Source organism: Diaphorobacter sp. JS3050 (genome assembly GCF_013154915.1).
Lineage (GTDB): Bacteria > Pseudomonadota > Gammaproteobacteria > Burkholderiales > Burkholderiaceae_C > Diaphorobacter > Diaphorobacter nitroreducens.
Window position 1 is genome coordinate 288,603 of sequence record NZ_CP053553.1, and the last position, 14,006, is coordinate 302,608.

13 protein-coding genes and 2 pseudogenes are annotated in these 14,006 nt (G+C 68.6%); 8 read left to right on the forward strand and 7 right to left on the reverse strand.

Features of this window, described 5'->3' with window-relative positions; genetic code table 11:
- Positions 1 to 72 precede the first annotated feature (72 nt).
- The 7 genes and pseudogenes from HND92_RS01325 to hemB form a co-directional block, all read right to left on the reverse strand.
- Positions 73 to 717: pseudogene (locus HND92_RS01325) on the reverse strand (MFS transporter); the annotation flags it as partial.
- Positions 718 to 985: 268 nt separating this feature from the next.
- Positions 986 to 1,909, reverse strand: a pseudogene (locus HND92_RS01330) (DHA2 family efflux MFS transporter permease subunit); the annotation flags it as partial.
- 10 nt (positions 1,910 to 1,919) lie between these two features.
- The gene (locus HND92_RS01335) at positions 1,920 to 3,128 is read right to left on the reverse strand and encodes an efflux RND transporter periplasmic adaptor subunit (RefSeq protein WP_172205465.1); all 1,209 of its coding nucleotides are present in this window, start codon (positions 3,126 to 3,128) and stop codon (positions 1,920 to 1,922) included.
- A gap of 36 nt (positions 3,129 to 3,164) precedes the next feature.
- Entirely contained in the window at positions 3,165 to 4,718 is a 1,554-nt protein-coding gene (locus HND92_RS01340) for an efflux transporter outer membrane subunit (protein WP_172205467.1), read from the reverse strand.
- Positions 4,719 to 4,776: 58 nt separating this feature from the next.
- Positions 4,777 to 5,292: a MarR family winged helix-turn-helix transcriptional regulator gene (locus HND92_RS01345; protein ID WP_172205469.1), complete on the reverse strand. Its 516-nt coding sequence runs from the start codon at positions 5,290 to 5,292 to the stop codon at positions 4,777 to 4,779.
- Positions 5,293 to 5,396: 104 nt separating this feature from the next.
- Positions 5,397 to 6,602 (reverse strand): magnesium transporter CorA family protein, encoded by a 1,206-nt coding sequence (locus HND92_RS01350; RefSeq protein WP_172205471.1) that lies wholly within the window; start codon positions 6,600 to 6,602, stop codon positions 5,397 to 5,399.
- A gap of 39 nt (positions 6,603 to 6,641) precedes the next feature.
- Positions 6,642 to 7,649 (reverse strand): porphobilinogen synthase, encoded by a 1,008-nt coding sequence (hemB, locus tag HND92_RS01355; protein WP_172205473.1) that lies wholly within the window; start codon positions 7,647 to 7,649, stop codon positions 6,642 to 6,644.
- A gap of 278 nt (positions 7,650 to 7,927) precedes the next feature.
- Here hemB and HND92_RS01360 point away from each other — a divergent pair, with 278 nt between their 5' ends.
- The 8 genes from HND92_RS01360 to rpsG all read left to right on the forward strand — a co-directional run bounded on the left by HND92_RS01360 (position 7,928) and on the right by rpsG (position 13,857).
- Positions 7,928 to 8,521 (forward strand): ligase, encoded by a 594-nt coding sequence (locus HND92_RS01360; RefSeq protein ID WP_253940087.1) that lies wholly within the window; start codon positions 7,928 to 7,930, stop codon positions 8,519 to 8,521.
- A 210-nt stretch (positions 8,522 to 8,731) separates the two neighbouring features.
- Positions 8,732 to 9,160: a CopD family protein gene (locus HND92_RS01365; RefSeq protein ID WP_172205476.1), complete on the forward strand. Its 429-nt coding sequence runs from the start codon at positions 8,732 to 8,734 to the stop codon at positions 9,158 to 9,160.
- Positions 9,161 to 9,257: 97 nt separating this feature from the next.
- Positions 9,258 to 10,355: a VanZ family protein gene (locus HND92_RS01370; protein ID WP_172205478.1), complete on the forward strand. Its 1,098-nt coding sequence runs from the start codon at positions 9,258 to 9,260 to the stop codon at positions 10,353 to 10,355.
- Between the two features lie 9 nt (positions 10,356 to 10,364).
- Positions 10,365 to 10,706, forward strand: a complete 342-nt coding sequence (locus tag HND92_RS01375) for a ferredoxin (protein ID WP_011803736.1) — start codon at positions 10,365 to 10,367, stop codon at positions 10,704 to 10,706.
- A gap of 83 nt (positions 10,707 to 10,789) precedes the next feature.
- On the forward strand, positions 10,790 to 11,437 hold the full coding sequence (locus HND92_RS01380) for an alpha/beta hydrolase (protein ID WP_172205480.1): 648 nt from the start codon (positions 10,790 to 10,792) through the stop codon (positions 11,435 to 11,437).
- 84 nt (positions 11,438 to 11,521) lie between these two features.
- Positions 11,522 to 12,685 (forward strand): D-alanyl-D-alanine carboxypeptidase family protein, encoded by a 1,164-nt coding sequence (locus tag HND92_RS01385; RefSeq protein ID WP_011803738.1) that lies wholly within the window; start codon positions 11,522 to 11,524, stop codon positions 12,683 to 12,685.
- 150 nt (positions 12,686 to 12,835) lie between these two features.
- The gene (rpsL, locus tag HND92_RS01390; protein WP_003059441.1) at positions 12,836 to 13,213 is read left to right on the forward strand and encodes a 30S ribosomal protein S12; all 378 of its coding nucleotides are present in this window, start codon (positions 12,836 to 12,838) and stop codon (positions 13,211 to 13,213) included.
- 170 nt (positions 13,214 to 13,383) lie between these two features.
- Positions 13,384 to 13,857 (forward strand): 30S ribosomal protein S7, encoded by a 474-nt coding sequence (gene rpsG / locus HND92_RS01395; protein ID WP_011803739.1) that lies wholly within the window; start codon positions 13,384 to 13,386, stop codon positions 13,855 to 13,857.
- Positions 13,858 to 14,006 lie beyond the last annotated feature (149 nt).

Genomic DNA, 14,006 nt, shown 5'->3' on the forward strand with positions numbered 1-14,006 from the left:
TCACTGCTAGCGCCCACCTGGTAAGCGCTAGCAGCTAGATTATTGATAGCGTTTTCGCATCGACATCGCCGCTCAATGCGCACCGGCCGCGGCGTCGGCGCTGCCGCTGGCAGCGCGCGTGGGGTGGGCCAGCCACACCAGTGGGATCAGCAGCAGGAACAGCAGGGCCGAGGCATAGAAGATGTCGTTGGCCGCGAGCATGAAGGCCTGCTGGTTCACCAGCCGCTCCACCTGGGCCAGTGCCTGCTCGGGCGTGAGACCCCCGGCCTGCAGGCCCTGCAGCGCCTGTGTGAAGGGCAGGTGGCCCTGGTGCAGGCCTTCGGTCAGCTGGGCATGGTGCAGGCTGGCGCGCCGCTCCCACAGCGTGGTGGTGACGGACGTACCCACCGCGCCGGCCGTGATGCGCATGAAGTTCGACAGCCCCGAGGCCGCCGGGATGCGGTCGGGCGCAATGCCCGACAGCGTGATCGTGACCAGCGGGATGAAGAAGAACGCCATCGCCACGCCCTGGATGATGGTGGGCACCATGATGGTGGCCAAATCTGCCTGGGTGTTGAAATTGGAGCGCATCCACAGCACCAGCGCAAACACCAGGAAGGCCAGCGTGGCAAAGCGGCGTGGGTCCACCTTGGCGATGTTCTTGCCCACCAGGGGGGACAGCACCATGGCCAGCAGCCCCACGGGCGCCATCACCTCGCCGGCCTGCGTGGCGGTGTAGGGCCTGTTCACACTATTTTTGCCAGTGCGAATGGCGTGAAAACCGCGCCAATCTAGGCGCGTGACGACGCCAAGGCCGGGGCCTTGGCTAGGAGGGCAACGACGCGTGGCGCGGTTTTCACTCCGTTCCCTCCGGGTTGCGATCAAAAAGGGCCATTCGCGGCGTTGCCAAGCCTCGCTGGGGTAGCACCCCAGCTTCGTTTGGCGCCTTGCGCCTGGCCCTTTTTGATCGCAACGCATCTGGCAAAAATAGTGTGAACAGGCCCTGGCCCATGTACTGCTGCAGCCACAGCGGCAGCAGCACCACGTTGCCGAAGAACAGCCCGTAGCCCACGGAGGTGGCCAGCGCACCGGCCCAGAAATTGCGGATGCGAAACAGCGCCAGGTCCACCACGGGGTGGTCCTCGCCACGCTCCCAGACCACGAAGGCCACCAGGCCCACCAGCGCGACCAGGCCGCAGGCCACCACCCAGGGCGACTCGAACCAGTCGTGCTCCTTGCCGATGTCCAGCATGACCTGCATGGCACCCACCCAGATCACGAGCAGCGCGAGGCCTATGGAGTCGATGGGCAGCGCGCGCCGCTCTGTCTCGCGCTGGTGGAAGATGCCCCAGGTGACCACCACGGCGGCAATGCCCACGGGCACGTTGATGTAGAAGATCCACGGCCAGGTCATGTTGTCGGTGATCCAACCGCCCAGCAGCGGCCCCATGACCGGCGCGATCAGCGTGGTCATGGACCACATGGCCATGGCCAGCCCCGCCAGCGCGCGCGGGTAGCTGGACAGCAGCAGCGACTGCGACAACGGGATCATCGGCCCCGCCACGAAGCCCTGCAGCGCGCGCGCGGCGATGAGCAGCGTCATGTTGGGCGCCAGGCCGCACAGCAGCGACGCGATCACGAACAGCGCCACGCTCGCCACGAACAGGCGCACCTGCCCGAAGCGCTGCGACAGCCAACCCGTGAGCGGCACCGCGATGGCGTTGGCCACGGCAAAGCTGGTGATCACCCAGGTGCCCTGGGTGGGGCTCACGCCCAGGTCGCCCGCGATGGCGGGCAGGGACACGTTGGCGATCGACGTGTCCAGCACGTTCATGAAGGTGGCCGCCGACAGGGCCAGCGTGCCCCACAGCCGGGCGCTGCCCGTGAGGGGTGGCGGCGGCAGCGGCGGTGTGTGTGCGGGTGCGGTCATGCGCGTCGGCTCAGAGCGTGCCCAGGTTGGCGCGGATGATGCGCGCCACGTCGGCATCGGCACCCTTGTCCAGCGTGTCGTACACGGCCGTGCTGGCCACCGCGTCCTTGCGCGGCGCATCGGCCAGCGCGGGGCCGCTGCGGTCCTGCGTGTCCACGCTCACGTTCATCGACAGGCCCACGCGCAGCGGGTGCTCGGCCAGCTGCCCGGCATCCAGCGCGATGCGCACGGGCACCCGCTGCACCACCTTGATCCAGTTGCCGGTGGCGTTCTGCGCCGGCAGCAGCGCGAAGGCCGCGCCCGTGCCCACGCCCAACCCGGCCACGGTGCCGGTGTATTCCACCTTCTTGCCGTACAGGTCGGCGACGAGCGTGGCGCGCTGGCCCAGGCGCAGGTTGCGCAGCTGGTTCTCCTTGAAATTGGCGTCCACCCAGACCTCGCGCAGCGGCACGATGGTCATCAGCGGCGTGCCCGCGGCCACGCGCTGGCCCAGTTGCACCGTGCGCCGCGCCACGTAGCCGTCCACGGGTGCGGGCAGGGCGGTGCGGCGATCGGCCAGGTAGGCCTCGCGCACCTTGGCGGCTGCGGCCTGCACGCTGGGGTGCTGCGCCACGGCCACGCCCTGGGTGAGCGACTGGTTGCTGGCGAGCTGCTCGCGCGCGGCGGCCACGCCTGCCTGCGCAGCGGCCAGCTGTGTGCGCGCGGTCTGCAGCTGGCTCTGCGCGTGGCGCAGTTCCTCCTGCGAGACGGCGCCCTCGCCGGTCAGGGCCTGGCGGCGGCGCAGGTCGTCCTCGGCGCGCGCGATCTCGGCCTGGGCGCGTGCGGCCTCGGCCTCGCGCAGGCGCACCTGCGCGGCCAGGGCGCTGTTGTTGGCGTACAGCGTGCGTGTCTGCCGCACGGCCTGCGCCAGGTTGGCCTCGGCCTGCTGCAGCGCCACGCGCGCGTCGGCCGGGTCCAACTGCACCAGCGCGGCGCCGGCGCGCACGAAGTCGGTGTCGTCGGCCAGGATGGACATCACCGTGCCGCCGGTCTGCGGCGTGATCTGGATGACGTTGCCCTGCACGTAGGCGTTGTCGGTGTGCTCGTAGTGGCTGGCGACCAGCCAGTCGTACAGGCCCCAGGCGCAGCCGGCGAGCACGACGACGCCGGCCAGGGTGAACAGCGCCTTGCGGCGGGCCGCCTTCGATGCGGCGGAAGGGGTGGAAGGAGTTGCGGTCATGGTGGACAAGGGCAAAAAAGGGGGATGGGGGCGAATTCAGCGGGCGGCCGCCACCGTGGGGGCCGCTTGCGGGGCTTGCGCCGTGGGCGGCGGCGTGGCTGCATAGCCACCGCCCAGGGCGCGCATCACGCCCACCTGGTTGTCCAGCCGCCGCGCGGCCAGGTCCACGGCCAGGCGGCGCTGGGCCAGCACCTGGCTTTCGGCCGACAGCACTTGCAGGTAGGTGCCCAGGCCGGCCTCATAGCGGCGCCGCGCAATGCCATAGGCGGCCTGTGCGGACTCGCCGGCCTGGCGCTGCTCCGCGATCTGCCGTGCGATCGAGCTGCTGCTGGCCAGCTGGTCGGCCGCATCGCGCACCGCTTCCAGCAGGGCGGCGTTGTAGCTTTCGACGGCGGCGTCCCGGTCGGCCGCCTTGCCGCGCAGGTTGGCGCGCAGGCGGCCGGCATCGAAGATCGGCAGTCGCAGCGCCGGGCCCACGCCCCATTCACGGCTGCCGGCCTCGATGAAACGGTCCAGCCCCACGCTGGCCAGGCCCACGAAGGCGGTCAGGCTCACGTTGGGATAGAACTGCGCCCGCGCCACGCCCATGTCCTGGGTGGCGGCTTCCACGCGCCAGCGCGCGGCCGCCACGTCGGGGCGGCGGCCCAGCAGGTCGGCCGGCACGGCGGCGGGGGTTTCTGAAAAATGGATAGCTGCCAGCGCTCGTGGGGTCAGCGTCTGGGCCGTCTGGGGGTCTGCAATCAGCGCGCCCAGCGCGTTGCGTGCCAGGGCTTCCTGCTCGCGCAGCGCCTCGATCTGCTGGCGCGCTTCGGGCAGGGCGCCTTCGCTTTGGCGCAGCTCCAGCTGGGTGTCCAGCCCGGCCTGCACGCGCCGCTGCACCAGTTGCAGCATTTCGGTGCGCTGCTGCAGCGTGCGCTCGGCCACGGCGCGCTGGGCCTGCAAGCGTGCCAGCTGGAAGTAGCCCTGCGCCACGCGGCTCGCGAGCAGCAGGCGCGCGGCCTCGGCGTCGGCGCGCGCGGCCTGGGCCTCGCCCAGCGCGGCGGCGAGAGCGGCACGGTGTTTGCCGAAAAAGTCCAGCTCCCAACTGCCCGACAGGCGGGCGGTTTCCACGCTACGAATGGCGCCGGCCTGGCCGGGGGGGTAGGGTCCGTTGGCGCTGTAGCGCTGGCGCGTGGCGTCCAGGCTGCCGTTGACCTGCGGGCTCTGGGCCGCGCGGGCGGTGTCGGCAAAGGCCTCGGCGCGCGCGATGCGGGCTGCGGCCTGCTGCAGCCCGGGGTTGCCTTGCAGGGCCTGGGTGATGAGCGCATCCAGCTGCGCATCGCCAAAGCTGCGCCACCAGTCGGCGGAGACCGCAGTCTGCGGCTGCACAGCAGCATCTGCGCTGGATGAGGGCGCAGCGGCCAGGCCCAGGGAGGCAGGGTCGCGCATCCGGGCGTGGGAGTCGATACCCGCCATGTCGGCGCAGCCCGACAGCAGAGGCAGGGCCAGCAGCGCGATGGCCAGTGTGGCGCCATACAGCAGCGCACTGCCGCGGGGCGCGGTCGGAGGAATAAGCGCCGGGGCGCTGGAGGGTGAGAGGTGGTTTTTCATGTTGTGGTCTCTCGGCAAAGGGCAAACGGGGCGGGCGGTAAGGCCCAGGCGCTGGCGCCTATGGCCCGCCTTCTGGAGGGCGTACGTTGGCGTAGATGCGTTTCAGGAAGTCGCGCAACTGCGCCTCTTCCTCGGCGGAGAAACCCTGCAGCAGCTGGTCCTGCACCTCGCCCAGGAGGGCGGGCAGCTGGGCGGCGACGGCCTGGCCCTCTGGCGTGAGCGCGACATGCACCACGCGGCGGTCTTCCTGCGATCGCTCGCGCTGGCACAGGCCCTTGGCCTCCAGCCGGTCCAGCAGGCGCGTGAGGCCGCCCGCGTCCAGGTGGCACATGCGCGCCAGGGCCGCGGCGGTGCCGGGCGGGTCCAGCAGCAGGCGCAGCAGGGGTTTCCACTGCGCGTCGGTCAGGCCCAGGGGCTCCATGCGGCGCTCCACCTCATACCCCAGCAGGGTGGTGATGCGTCGCATCTGAAAGCCGATGCTGCGCTCGATCTCGAACGGCACCGGCAGCTCGGGGTCGGATAGCGGGCAGGCGACATCCGCCGACAGGGGGGGCGGAATGGAAGGTGAATTCATGCCGCGTCAATAGTTGACTGGTCAATAATTGTCAAAGCAAGAAAACACAACCCTGCTGGTAACCGGGACGGCGTGGCCGTGCAGCCGCGCGTGCGGGGAAGGGGTCAGCCCTGGCCGGTGCGCGCCAGGTAGCGCTTGCGCCAGAAGAACAGCGTGAGGCCGACGGCCGTGGCGGTCATGCTGCCCATGGCCCACCAGAAGCCGTCCTGCTTGTGCACCAGGGGGATGAACTCGAAGTTCATGCCGAAGATGCCGGCGATCAGGTTCAGCGGCAGGAACACGGCGGTGAGCGCCGTGAGCGTGCGCATGATGTCGTTGGTGCGGTTGCTCTGCGCCGAGAAGTGCATCTGCACCGTGGCCTCGGTGCTTTGCTCCAGCCGGCGCACGTGGTGCACCACGCGCTCGATGTGCTCCAGCACGTCGCGGCTGCGCACCTTGAGCAGGTCCAGTTCGCGCAGGGCCGCCGGCGTGTCCGACGAGGGGGCCCAGGTCTCCAGCACCGCGCACCAGGCCTGCACGGCGGCACGCTGGTCTTCGCAGATCTCGTCGAGCTGGTGCAGGGTCAGGCGCGCGTCCATCAGGGCGCGCCAGTTGTTGAAGCGTGTGCGCGGCTGCAGCAGCTCGGCCTGCCAGTGGTCGAGCTGGCGCGACAGCTCGCGGCGCAGGTCCAGGTAGTTGTCCACGATCTGGTTGACCATGCGCAGCATGAGGTCGGCCGGGCTGGCGGGCAGGCGCGTGCCGGCCACAGGGCCGGTGCGCAGTTCGCGCACCACGGCTTCGGTGGGCGTGGTGGGCAGCGCGTTGCCGTTGGGCGCCTCGGGCGGGGGCGTCGTCGTCGGAGCCGGTGGGGTGATCAGGCGCGCCGCGTAGGCATCGCGCACGGAGCAGTCGGCCGGGTGCACCGACAGCAGCACCTGGTCGAACACCGCGAAGCCCACGGGGCTGGTGTCGATGCGCCGCAGTACGGGCGGGCCGCCGCGCGCCGCCGCCGGCATGAGCGGGGCGGCCGCGGGGGCGAGCGATGCGCTCAGGCGGCGCACCACCAGCATGTCGTACTGCGAGGTGTAGTCGTAATGCGAGGGTAGCTGGGCGTTGAGCAGGTCGGACACGTGCAAGTCCACCAGCTGCTGGCCCGTGAGCGCCTGCAGCACGCCCTGCAGGCGCGGCAGTTCGGTGCTGAACGCCGCACGTGTGCAGGCGATCCAGTGAAACCCCCGCGCGGGCGGCTGGGTGGGCAGCTCGGGCATTTCCCGCGCTTGGGCGCCGGGCTGCAGGTGGAAGATGCGGATCGCCTGCGGGGTTGGGGTCAAATCGGCCTCCAGCGCTTATGGGGCAAGCGCAAGCAGCTATTATTTTGCGAGCAAACGCGCGGCGTCCAGCGCGAAGTAGGTCAGCACGCCGTCGGCACCCGCGCGCTTGAAGGCCAGCAGCGACTCCATCATCACCTTGTCGTGGTCCAGCCAGCCGTTGGCGGCGGCGGCCTTGAGCATGGCGTACTCGCCGCTGACCTGGTAGGCGAAGGTGGGCACCTTGAACTCGTCCTTCACGCGGCGCACCACGTCCAGGTAGGGCATGCCGGGCTTGACCATGACCATGTCGGCGCCTTCGGCCAGGTCCAGCGCCACCTCGCGCAGGGCTTCGTCGGTGTTGGCCGGGTCCATCTGATAGACGTTCTTGTTGCTGCGCCCCAGGTTGGCGGCCGAGCCGACCGCGTCGCGGAACGGGCCGTAGAAGGCGCTGGCGTACTTGGCGCTGTAGGCCATGATGCGGGTGTAGATCTGGCCGTGGGCCTCCAGCGCCTCGCGGATGGCGCCGATGCGCCCGTCCATCATGTCGCTGGGCGCGACCATGTCCACGCCGGCCTGTGCATGGGTCAGAGCCTGGCCTACCAGCAGTTCCACGGTCTCGTCGTTCAGGATGTAGCCGGTGTCGTCCAGCAGGCCGTCCTGGCCGTGGCTGGTGTAGGGGTCCAGCGCCACGTCGGTCATCACGCCGAGGTCGGGGAATTCGGCCTTGAGCTTGCGCACCACGCGCGGGATCAGGCCGTCGGGGTTGAGCGCCTCCTTGCCGTCGGGCGTCTTGAGCGCCGCATCGATCGACGGAAACAGCGCGAGCACCGGGACGCCAAGCTTCACGCACTCTTCAGCCACGGGCAGCAGCAGGTCCAGGCTCAGGCGTTCCACGCCGGGCATGGAGGCCACGGGTACGCGCAGGTGGGTGCCTTCGTGCACGAACACCGGGTAGATGAAGTCGTGCGGCGTGAGCACGGTCTCACGCACCAGGTTGCGGGTGAATGCATCGCGGCGCAGGCGGCGCGGGCGATTGGCGGGAAAGGGGGTGGGGCTGGACAGATGCATGGCGTCGATTGTCCTTCACTCCCATGCCGGGCTCCACCCCTGCGCTCATCCTTGCGCGGGCCTGCCCGTGGCCGCTGGTGGTAGCCTGTGCCACTTGCCATCTCGCCAGGAGTGCGCCATCACCACCGCAGCACAGGAGCACCGCTGGAACCAGCGGTACATGCAAACCGCAGTGACGCGGCCCTATTGGCGCGTGTGGACCTACGAAACGCCCGCCGTGGTGCTGGGTTGCTCGCAGCGCGCCTATCTGGACGGGGCACGCGCGCCTGGCGCTCGGCATGGAGCTGTTGCAGCGCCCCTCGGGCGGTGGTGCGGTGCTGTGCGGCCCGTGGATGGTGAGTTGCTCGGTGGTGCTGCCGCCATCGCACCCCTGGGTGCAGGGCCGCCTGCCCGACAGCTACCAGGGGCTGGGCCAACTGCATGCGCAGGTACTGGCCCCGTGGGGCGTGGCGGCGCGGGCGTTGCCGCCCGATCAGGTTGCCGCTGCCAACGCCCGCGGCGGGCCGGTGGTGCCCTGGGCCTGCTACGGCAGCCTTGCACCGTGGGAAGTGGTGGATGTGGCCGGCCGCAAGCTGGTCGGCCTGGCCCAGCGGCGCCAGCGCGCCGGCGTGCTGCTGGTGGCGGGCACCCTGGTCACGCCCCCGGACTGGGCGTTGCTGTGCCAGGCGCTGGACCAGCAGGGCGACGAAGCTGCACTGCGCGCGCGCACCGTTTCGTGCGCCGAACTCAGTGCCCGTGCGCCGGATGCGCAGCAGATGGCCAGCGCCTTGCGCGTGGCGCTGACACAGACGCTGGGTGAAGAAGCGGGCGACGGCGCGGGCGAGGCGGCGGACGACTCCGCGCGCCAGGCAACGGCGCCGAACCGTCCCTAGCGGACGCTCCATCTTGCGCACCCTGGCGGTGGGTGCTAGATTGGCCCCGGGCGGCCCCTCCGCCCCCCGCTTCACCTCCCTGAGCGGGCCCCGCTGCCTGCGACGCGGCGGGGTTTTCCGCCCGGATTTCCGGGCATTTTTTTTGCCTCATGGCGGTTCCGGGTCCCGACCGGGTCATGCAGCGCCGGCACCGCCACGTACACTGCGCCGATGCTCTGGGTCAAAGCTTTTCACATCGTCTTCGTCGCCAGCTGGTTTGCTGGCCTGTTTTACCTGCCGCGCATCTTCGTCAACCTGGCCATGGTGGCGCCCGGGTCGGTGGCCGAGCGGGAGCGCCTGCTGCTCATGGCGCGCAAGCTGCTGCGCTTCACCACGCTGCTGTCGGTCCCCGCCATCGCGCTGGGCCTGTGGCTGTGGCTGGGCTACGGCATCGGCAAGGGGCCGGGCAACGGCTGGTTGCACGCCAAACTGGCCGTGGTGCTGCTGGCGGTGGGCTACCACCACGCCTGCGCCGTACTGCTGCGCAGGCTGACTTCCAACGCGGACCAGCACAGCCACCGCTGGTTCCGCTGGTTCAACGAGGTGCCGGTGCTGCTGCTGCTGGTCGCCGTGGTGTTGGTGGTCGTCAAGCCGTTCTGAGATGCAGCGGCTGCAGCGTTGCCCGGCTTCGTTCCCTTGCAATGGGGGCGGCGCGCGGCGGGCGGCAGTGGCCACGGCACGAGGTGATTGAGAGGGCATGCACAAGACGTCCGCCTGGCCTCTGGCGCTCATCTACGTGGCGCTGATCATCTTCGCCAGCCTGTTCCCGTTCGACGGGTGGCGCGAGCAGGGAATCTCGCCCTGGGTGTTCTTCTCGGCGCGCATCCCGCCGCCGTACTGGACCTGGTTCGACGTCAACATGAACATCGCGGGCTATGCCCCGCTGGGGTTCCTGCTGGCCCTGGCGGGCCTGCGTTCTGGCTGGCCGCGCGCGGCCGTGCCGTTGGCGGCGCTGGCGGGTGCGCTGCTGTCGCTGAGCATGGAATACCTGCAGATCTTCCTGCCGCGGCGGGTGCCGTCCAACATGGACTTCGCGCTCAACGCGACCGGTGCGCTGCTGGGAGCGTTGGCGGCCGCGCTGCTGGAGCGCTTCGGGGCCATTGCGCGCTGGAGCCGCTTTCGCGAGCGCTGGTTCGTTCCGCATGCGCGCGGCGCGCTGGTGCTGTTGGCGCTGTGGCCCTGGGCCCTGCTGTTCCCGGCGGCGCTGCCCTTTGGCCTGGGGCAGATGTGGGAGCGGCTGGAGGCCGCGCTCATCGACGCGCTGCAGGACACGCCGTTTCTGCAGTGGCTGCCCGTGCGCGAGGCGCCGCTGGAGCTCCTGTCGCCGGGCGCCGAGCTCATGGCCGTCGCGCTGGGGCTGCTGATCCCCTGCCTGCTGGGCTACTGCGTCATGCGCCATGCGGGGCGCCGCATGGCCTTCGCACTGGCGACGGCCGCCGTGGGCGTGGGCGTGACGGCGCTGTCATCGCTGTTGAGCTACGGGCCCACGCACGCCTGGGAGTGGCTCACGCTGCCGGCCCGCATGGGCGTGCTCGTTGCCCTGGGGGCGGCCCTGGCGATGGCGGCCGTGCCGCGGCGCGGCTGCGCGGCGTTGCTGCTGCTGGCGCTGATGCTGCACCTGAACCTGCTCAACCAGGCGCCCACCAGCGCCTACTTCGCACAGACGCTGCAGGCCTGGGAGCAGGGGCGCTTCATCCGCTTCTACGGCCTGGGGCAGTGGCTGGGCTGGCTCTGGCCCTATGGGGCACTCGTCTATGTGGTATTGCGGGTGTCGCGCCGCGATGGCGACTCCTAGAATCGTGCCATGAGCGACACCACCCCCCAGTACTACCAGCGCCACATCTTCTTTTGCCTGAACGAGCGCACGAACGGCGAGAACTGCTGCGCCCACCATGGCGCACAGCAGGCGTTTGACCGCTGCAAGATGCTGGTCAAGCAGCAAGGCCTGATGGGCCCCGGCAAGGTGCGCGTGAACAAGGCGGGCTGCCTGGACCGCTGCGCCGGCGGCCCCATCGCCGTGGTCTATCCCGAAGGGACTTGGTACACCTACGTGGATGAGAGCGACATCGACGAGATCGTGGAGTCGCACCTCAAGAACGGCGTGGTGGTCGAGCGCTTGCTCACGCCGCCGGAACTTGGCCGCTGATTTGCGCTCACTATCCTTTTTGTAGTGTTTTGGGCTCCAGCGCTTTCCCATCCAGCGCGGGCAGCTCTTGATTGGATAGCAACGTGAATGCCCAGACCGAACGCCTGACCCTCACGGGCGCCGCGGGCGCCATCGAGGCTGCGCGCGATGCCGCGGCCGACGGCGTACCGCCGCGCGGCGTGGCGGTGATCGCCCATCCCCACCCGCTCTTCGGCGGCACCATGGACAACAAGGTGGTGCAGACCCTGGCGCGCGCCTTTGTGGCCTGCGGCTGGACGGCCGTGCGTTTCAACTTCCGGGGCGTCGGCGGTACCGCTGGCGTGCATGACGAAGGGCGCGGTGAGCTGGAGGATTTGCTGGCCGTCGTCCGCCAGGTGACGCCCGAGGGGCCTGGCGCCGTGCCGATTGCCCTCGCGGGTTTCTCCTTCGGCGCCTTCGTCACCAGCCACGCGCTGGCGCGGCTGTGGCCCGAGCGCCCAGTGGAACGCGCCGTGCTCGTGGGCACGGCGGCCAGCCGGTTCAACGTGGCCGACGTACCCGCCGAGGCCCATCTGCGCACCCTGGTCGTGCACGGCGAAGCCGATGACACCGTGCCCCTGTCCGCTGTGATGGATTGGGCGCGCCCGCAGACACTGCCGGTTACGGTTGTGCCTGGGGGCGGTCATTTCTTTCACGGACAATTGCCGCTGCTCAAGGGCCTGGTCATGCGCCACCTGCAATCCGCGCCCTGACGGCGCGGCACCATTTCTCTTCTCTTGTCCCGGCCATGCGGTCGGGCCGTTTCTTCTCCCGTTTCCCGAGTGCCTGTTCCCACCATGAAGTCTCTTTTGTCCTCCCTGCGAACCCTTGCCTGCGCCGCCCTGATGGCCCCCGCCATCCTCTGGGCGCAGGTGCCCCAACCGCCGGAGATCGCCGCCCGCAATTACATGCTGGTGGACGTGACGGCCGGCCAGGTGCTGGCGACCAAGGACATCGACGCGCCGGTGGAGCAGGCTTCGCTGACCAAGCTCATGACGGGCTATCTGGTCTTTGACGCACTGCGCGCCAAGAAGATCACGCTGGAGCAGCGCCTGCCCGTGAGCGAGCGCGCCTGGAAGATGCCGGGTTCGCGCATGTTCATTGATCCCAAGATGCAGGTTCCGGTGGACGACCTGCTCAAGGGCATGATCGTGCAGTCGGGTAACGACGCCACCGTGGCCTTGGCCGAAGGTGTGGGCGGTACGGTGGAAAACTTCGTGCGCCTGATGAACGAGCAGGCCAAGGCGCTGGGCATGACGAACACCGCCTACAAGAACCCCGAGGGGTTGACGGAGCCCGGCCACACTACCACCGCGCGCGACCTGGCCACGCTGGCCACCCGGCTGATGCAGGACTTCCCCGAGTACATGCACTACTACTCGACCAAGCAGTACCGCTACGAGGGCACGCCCGCCTCCAACAGCAACAACCGCAACATGCTGCTGTTCCGCGATCCATCGGTGGACGGCCTGAAGACCGGCCACACCGCCGCCGCGGGCTATTGCCTGGTCGCCACGTCCAAGCGCGAGTTTCCCAATGTGGGGCAGCGCCGCCTGCTGTCCATCGTGCTGGGGGCCGCGAGCGAGAACGCCCGCGCCAACGAGAGCCAGAAGCTGCTGAACTGGGGCTACACGGCGTTCGATTCGGTGAAGCTGTTCGACGCTGGCCAGGCTGCCGCCACGCCCGCCGTGTGGAAGGGCACGCAGAGCACCCTCAAGATCGGCCGCCCCGAAGCCATCGTGATCACCGTGCCTTCGGGCAGCGCGGGCAAGGTCACAACCGAGATCGTGCGCAAGGACCCGCTGGTCGCGCCCTTCACCAAGGGACAGGCCATCGGCACGCTGAAGGTGAAGCTGGGTGAGCAGCAGGTGGCCGAGGTGCCCCTGGTGGCGCTGGAGGATGTGGCACAGGCCGGCATCTTCGGCCGTGCCTGGGACGCCATTCGCCTCTGGATCAAGTAATCGCCACGCTTTGGAGGCGGCTCAGCCGGGGGTTCATCGTCCCCGGATTGCCTGTCCGCTTCCAAACTGGTACATTAGAAGGCTTTTCGGAATTTCCGAAGGGTTTCACGTTTTCGCTTTTTATAGCAATTCACGTTTAGGGACGTATTAATGCCAACCATTAACCAACTCGTGCGTCAGGGCCGCACGGTCGAAGTTGTCAAATCCAAAAGCCCTGCTATGGAAAACTGCCCCCAGCGCCGTGGCGTGTGCACCCGTGTGTACACCACGACGCCGAAGAAGCCTAACTCCGCTCTGCGTAAGGTCGCCAAGGTGCGCCTGACCAACGGTTTCGAGGTGATCTCCTACATCGGCGGTGAAGGCCACAACCTGCAAGAGCACAGCGTGGTGCTGGTGCGCGGCGGTCGTGTGAAGGACTTGCCCGGTGTGCGTTACCACATCGTGCGCGGTTCGCTGGACCTGCAAGGCGTCAAGGATCGCAAGCAGGCCCGCTCCAAGTACGGCGCGAAGAAGCCCAAGGCCAAGTAAGCCCTGGGCCTTTCGGTCTGAGATTTTTCGGTGCTGTTCCCGCGTGGCGCGGTGACACAGCGTAGTGACCCTAAACGCAGGTGTTCTGCGCGGGTCGAGTAAGTGGGAGTCCTGAATGGCTCTCGCGGTGCCGGGAATGGTGCCAACTGAAGCAAAGATAGAGGTAAAAAATGCCACGTCGTCGCGAAGTCCCCAAACGTGAAATCCTGCCGGATCCCAAGTTCGGCAATGTCGAGCTGTCCAAATTCATGAACGTGATCATGGAAGGCGGCAAGAAAGCAGTTGCAGAGCGCATCATTTATGGCGCCCTGGATCTGATCTCCCAGAAGCAGCCTGAAAAGGATGCTCTGGAAGTGTTCGTCACGGCCATCAACAACGTGAAGCCGATGGTCGAAGTGAAGTCCCGCCGTGTGGGCGGTGCGAACTACCAGGTGCCCGTGGAAGTGCGTCCCGTGCGCCGTCTGGCCCTGTCGATGCGCTGGATCAAGGAAGCCGCCCGCAAGCGTGGCGAGAAGTCCATGGCCCAACGCCTGGCCAACGAGCTGATGGAAGCCACCGAAGGCCGTGGTGGCGCCATGAAGCGTCGTGACGAAGTGCACCGCATGGCCGAAGCCAACAAGGCCTTCAGCCACTTCCGCTTCTAAACCAGACGGAAGTCATCAAGGGTTCATCTCTGATCACGATAAAGGCCGCAGGCGTGCACAAGCGCGCTGCGGCCTTGTGTTGATGGAGGCCCTTAAGACAATAGTCGCGCGCAGCGTGCGGCTCCGAAACCCAAGCGATCAACCAAGGA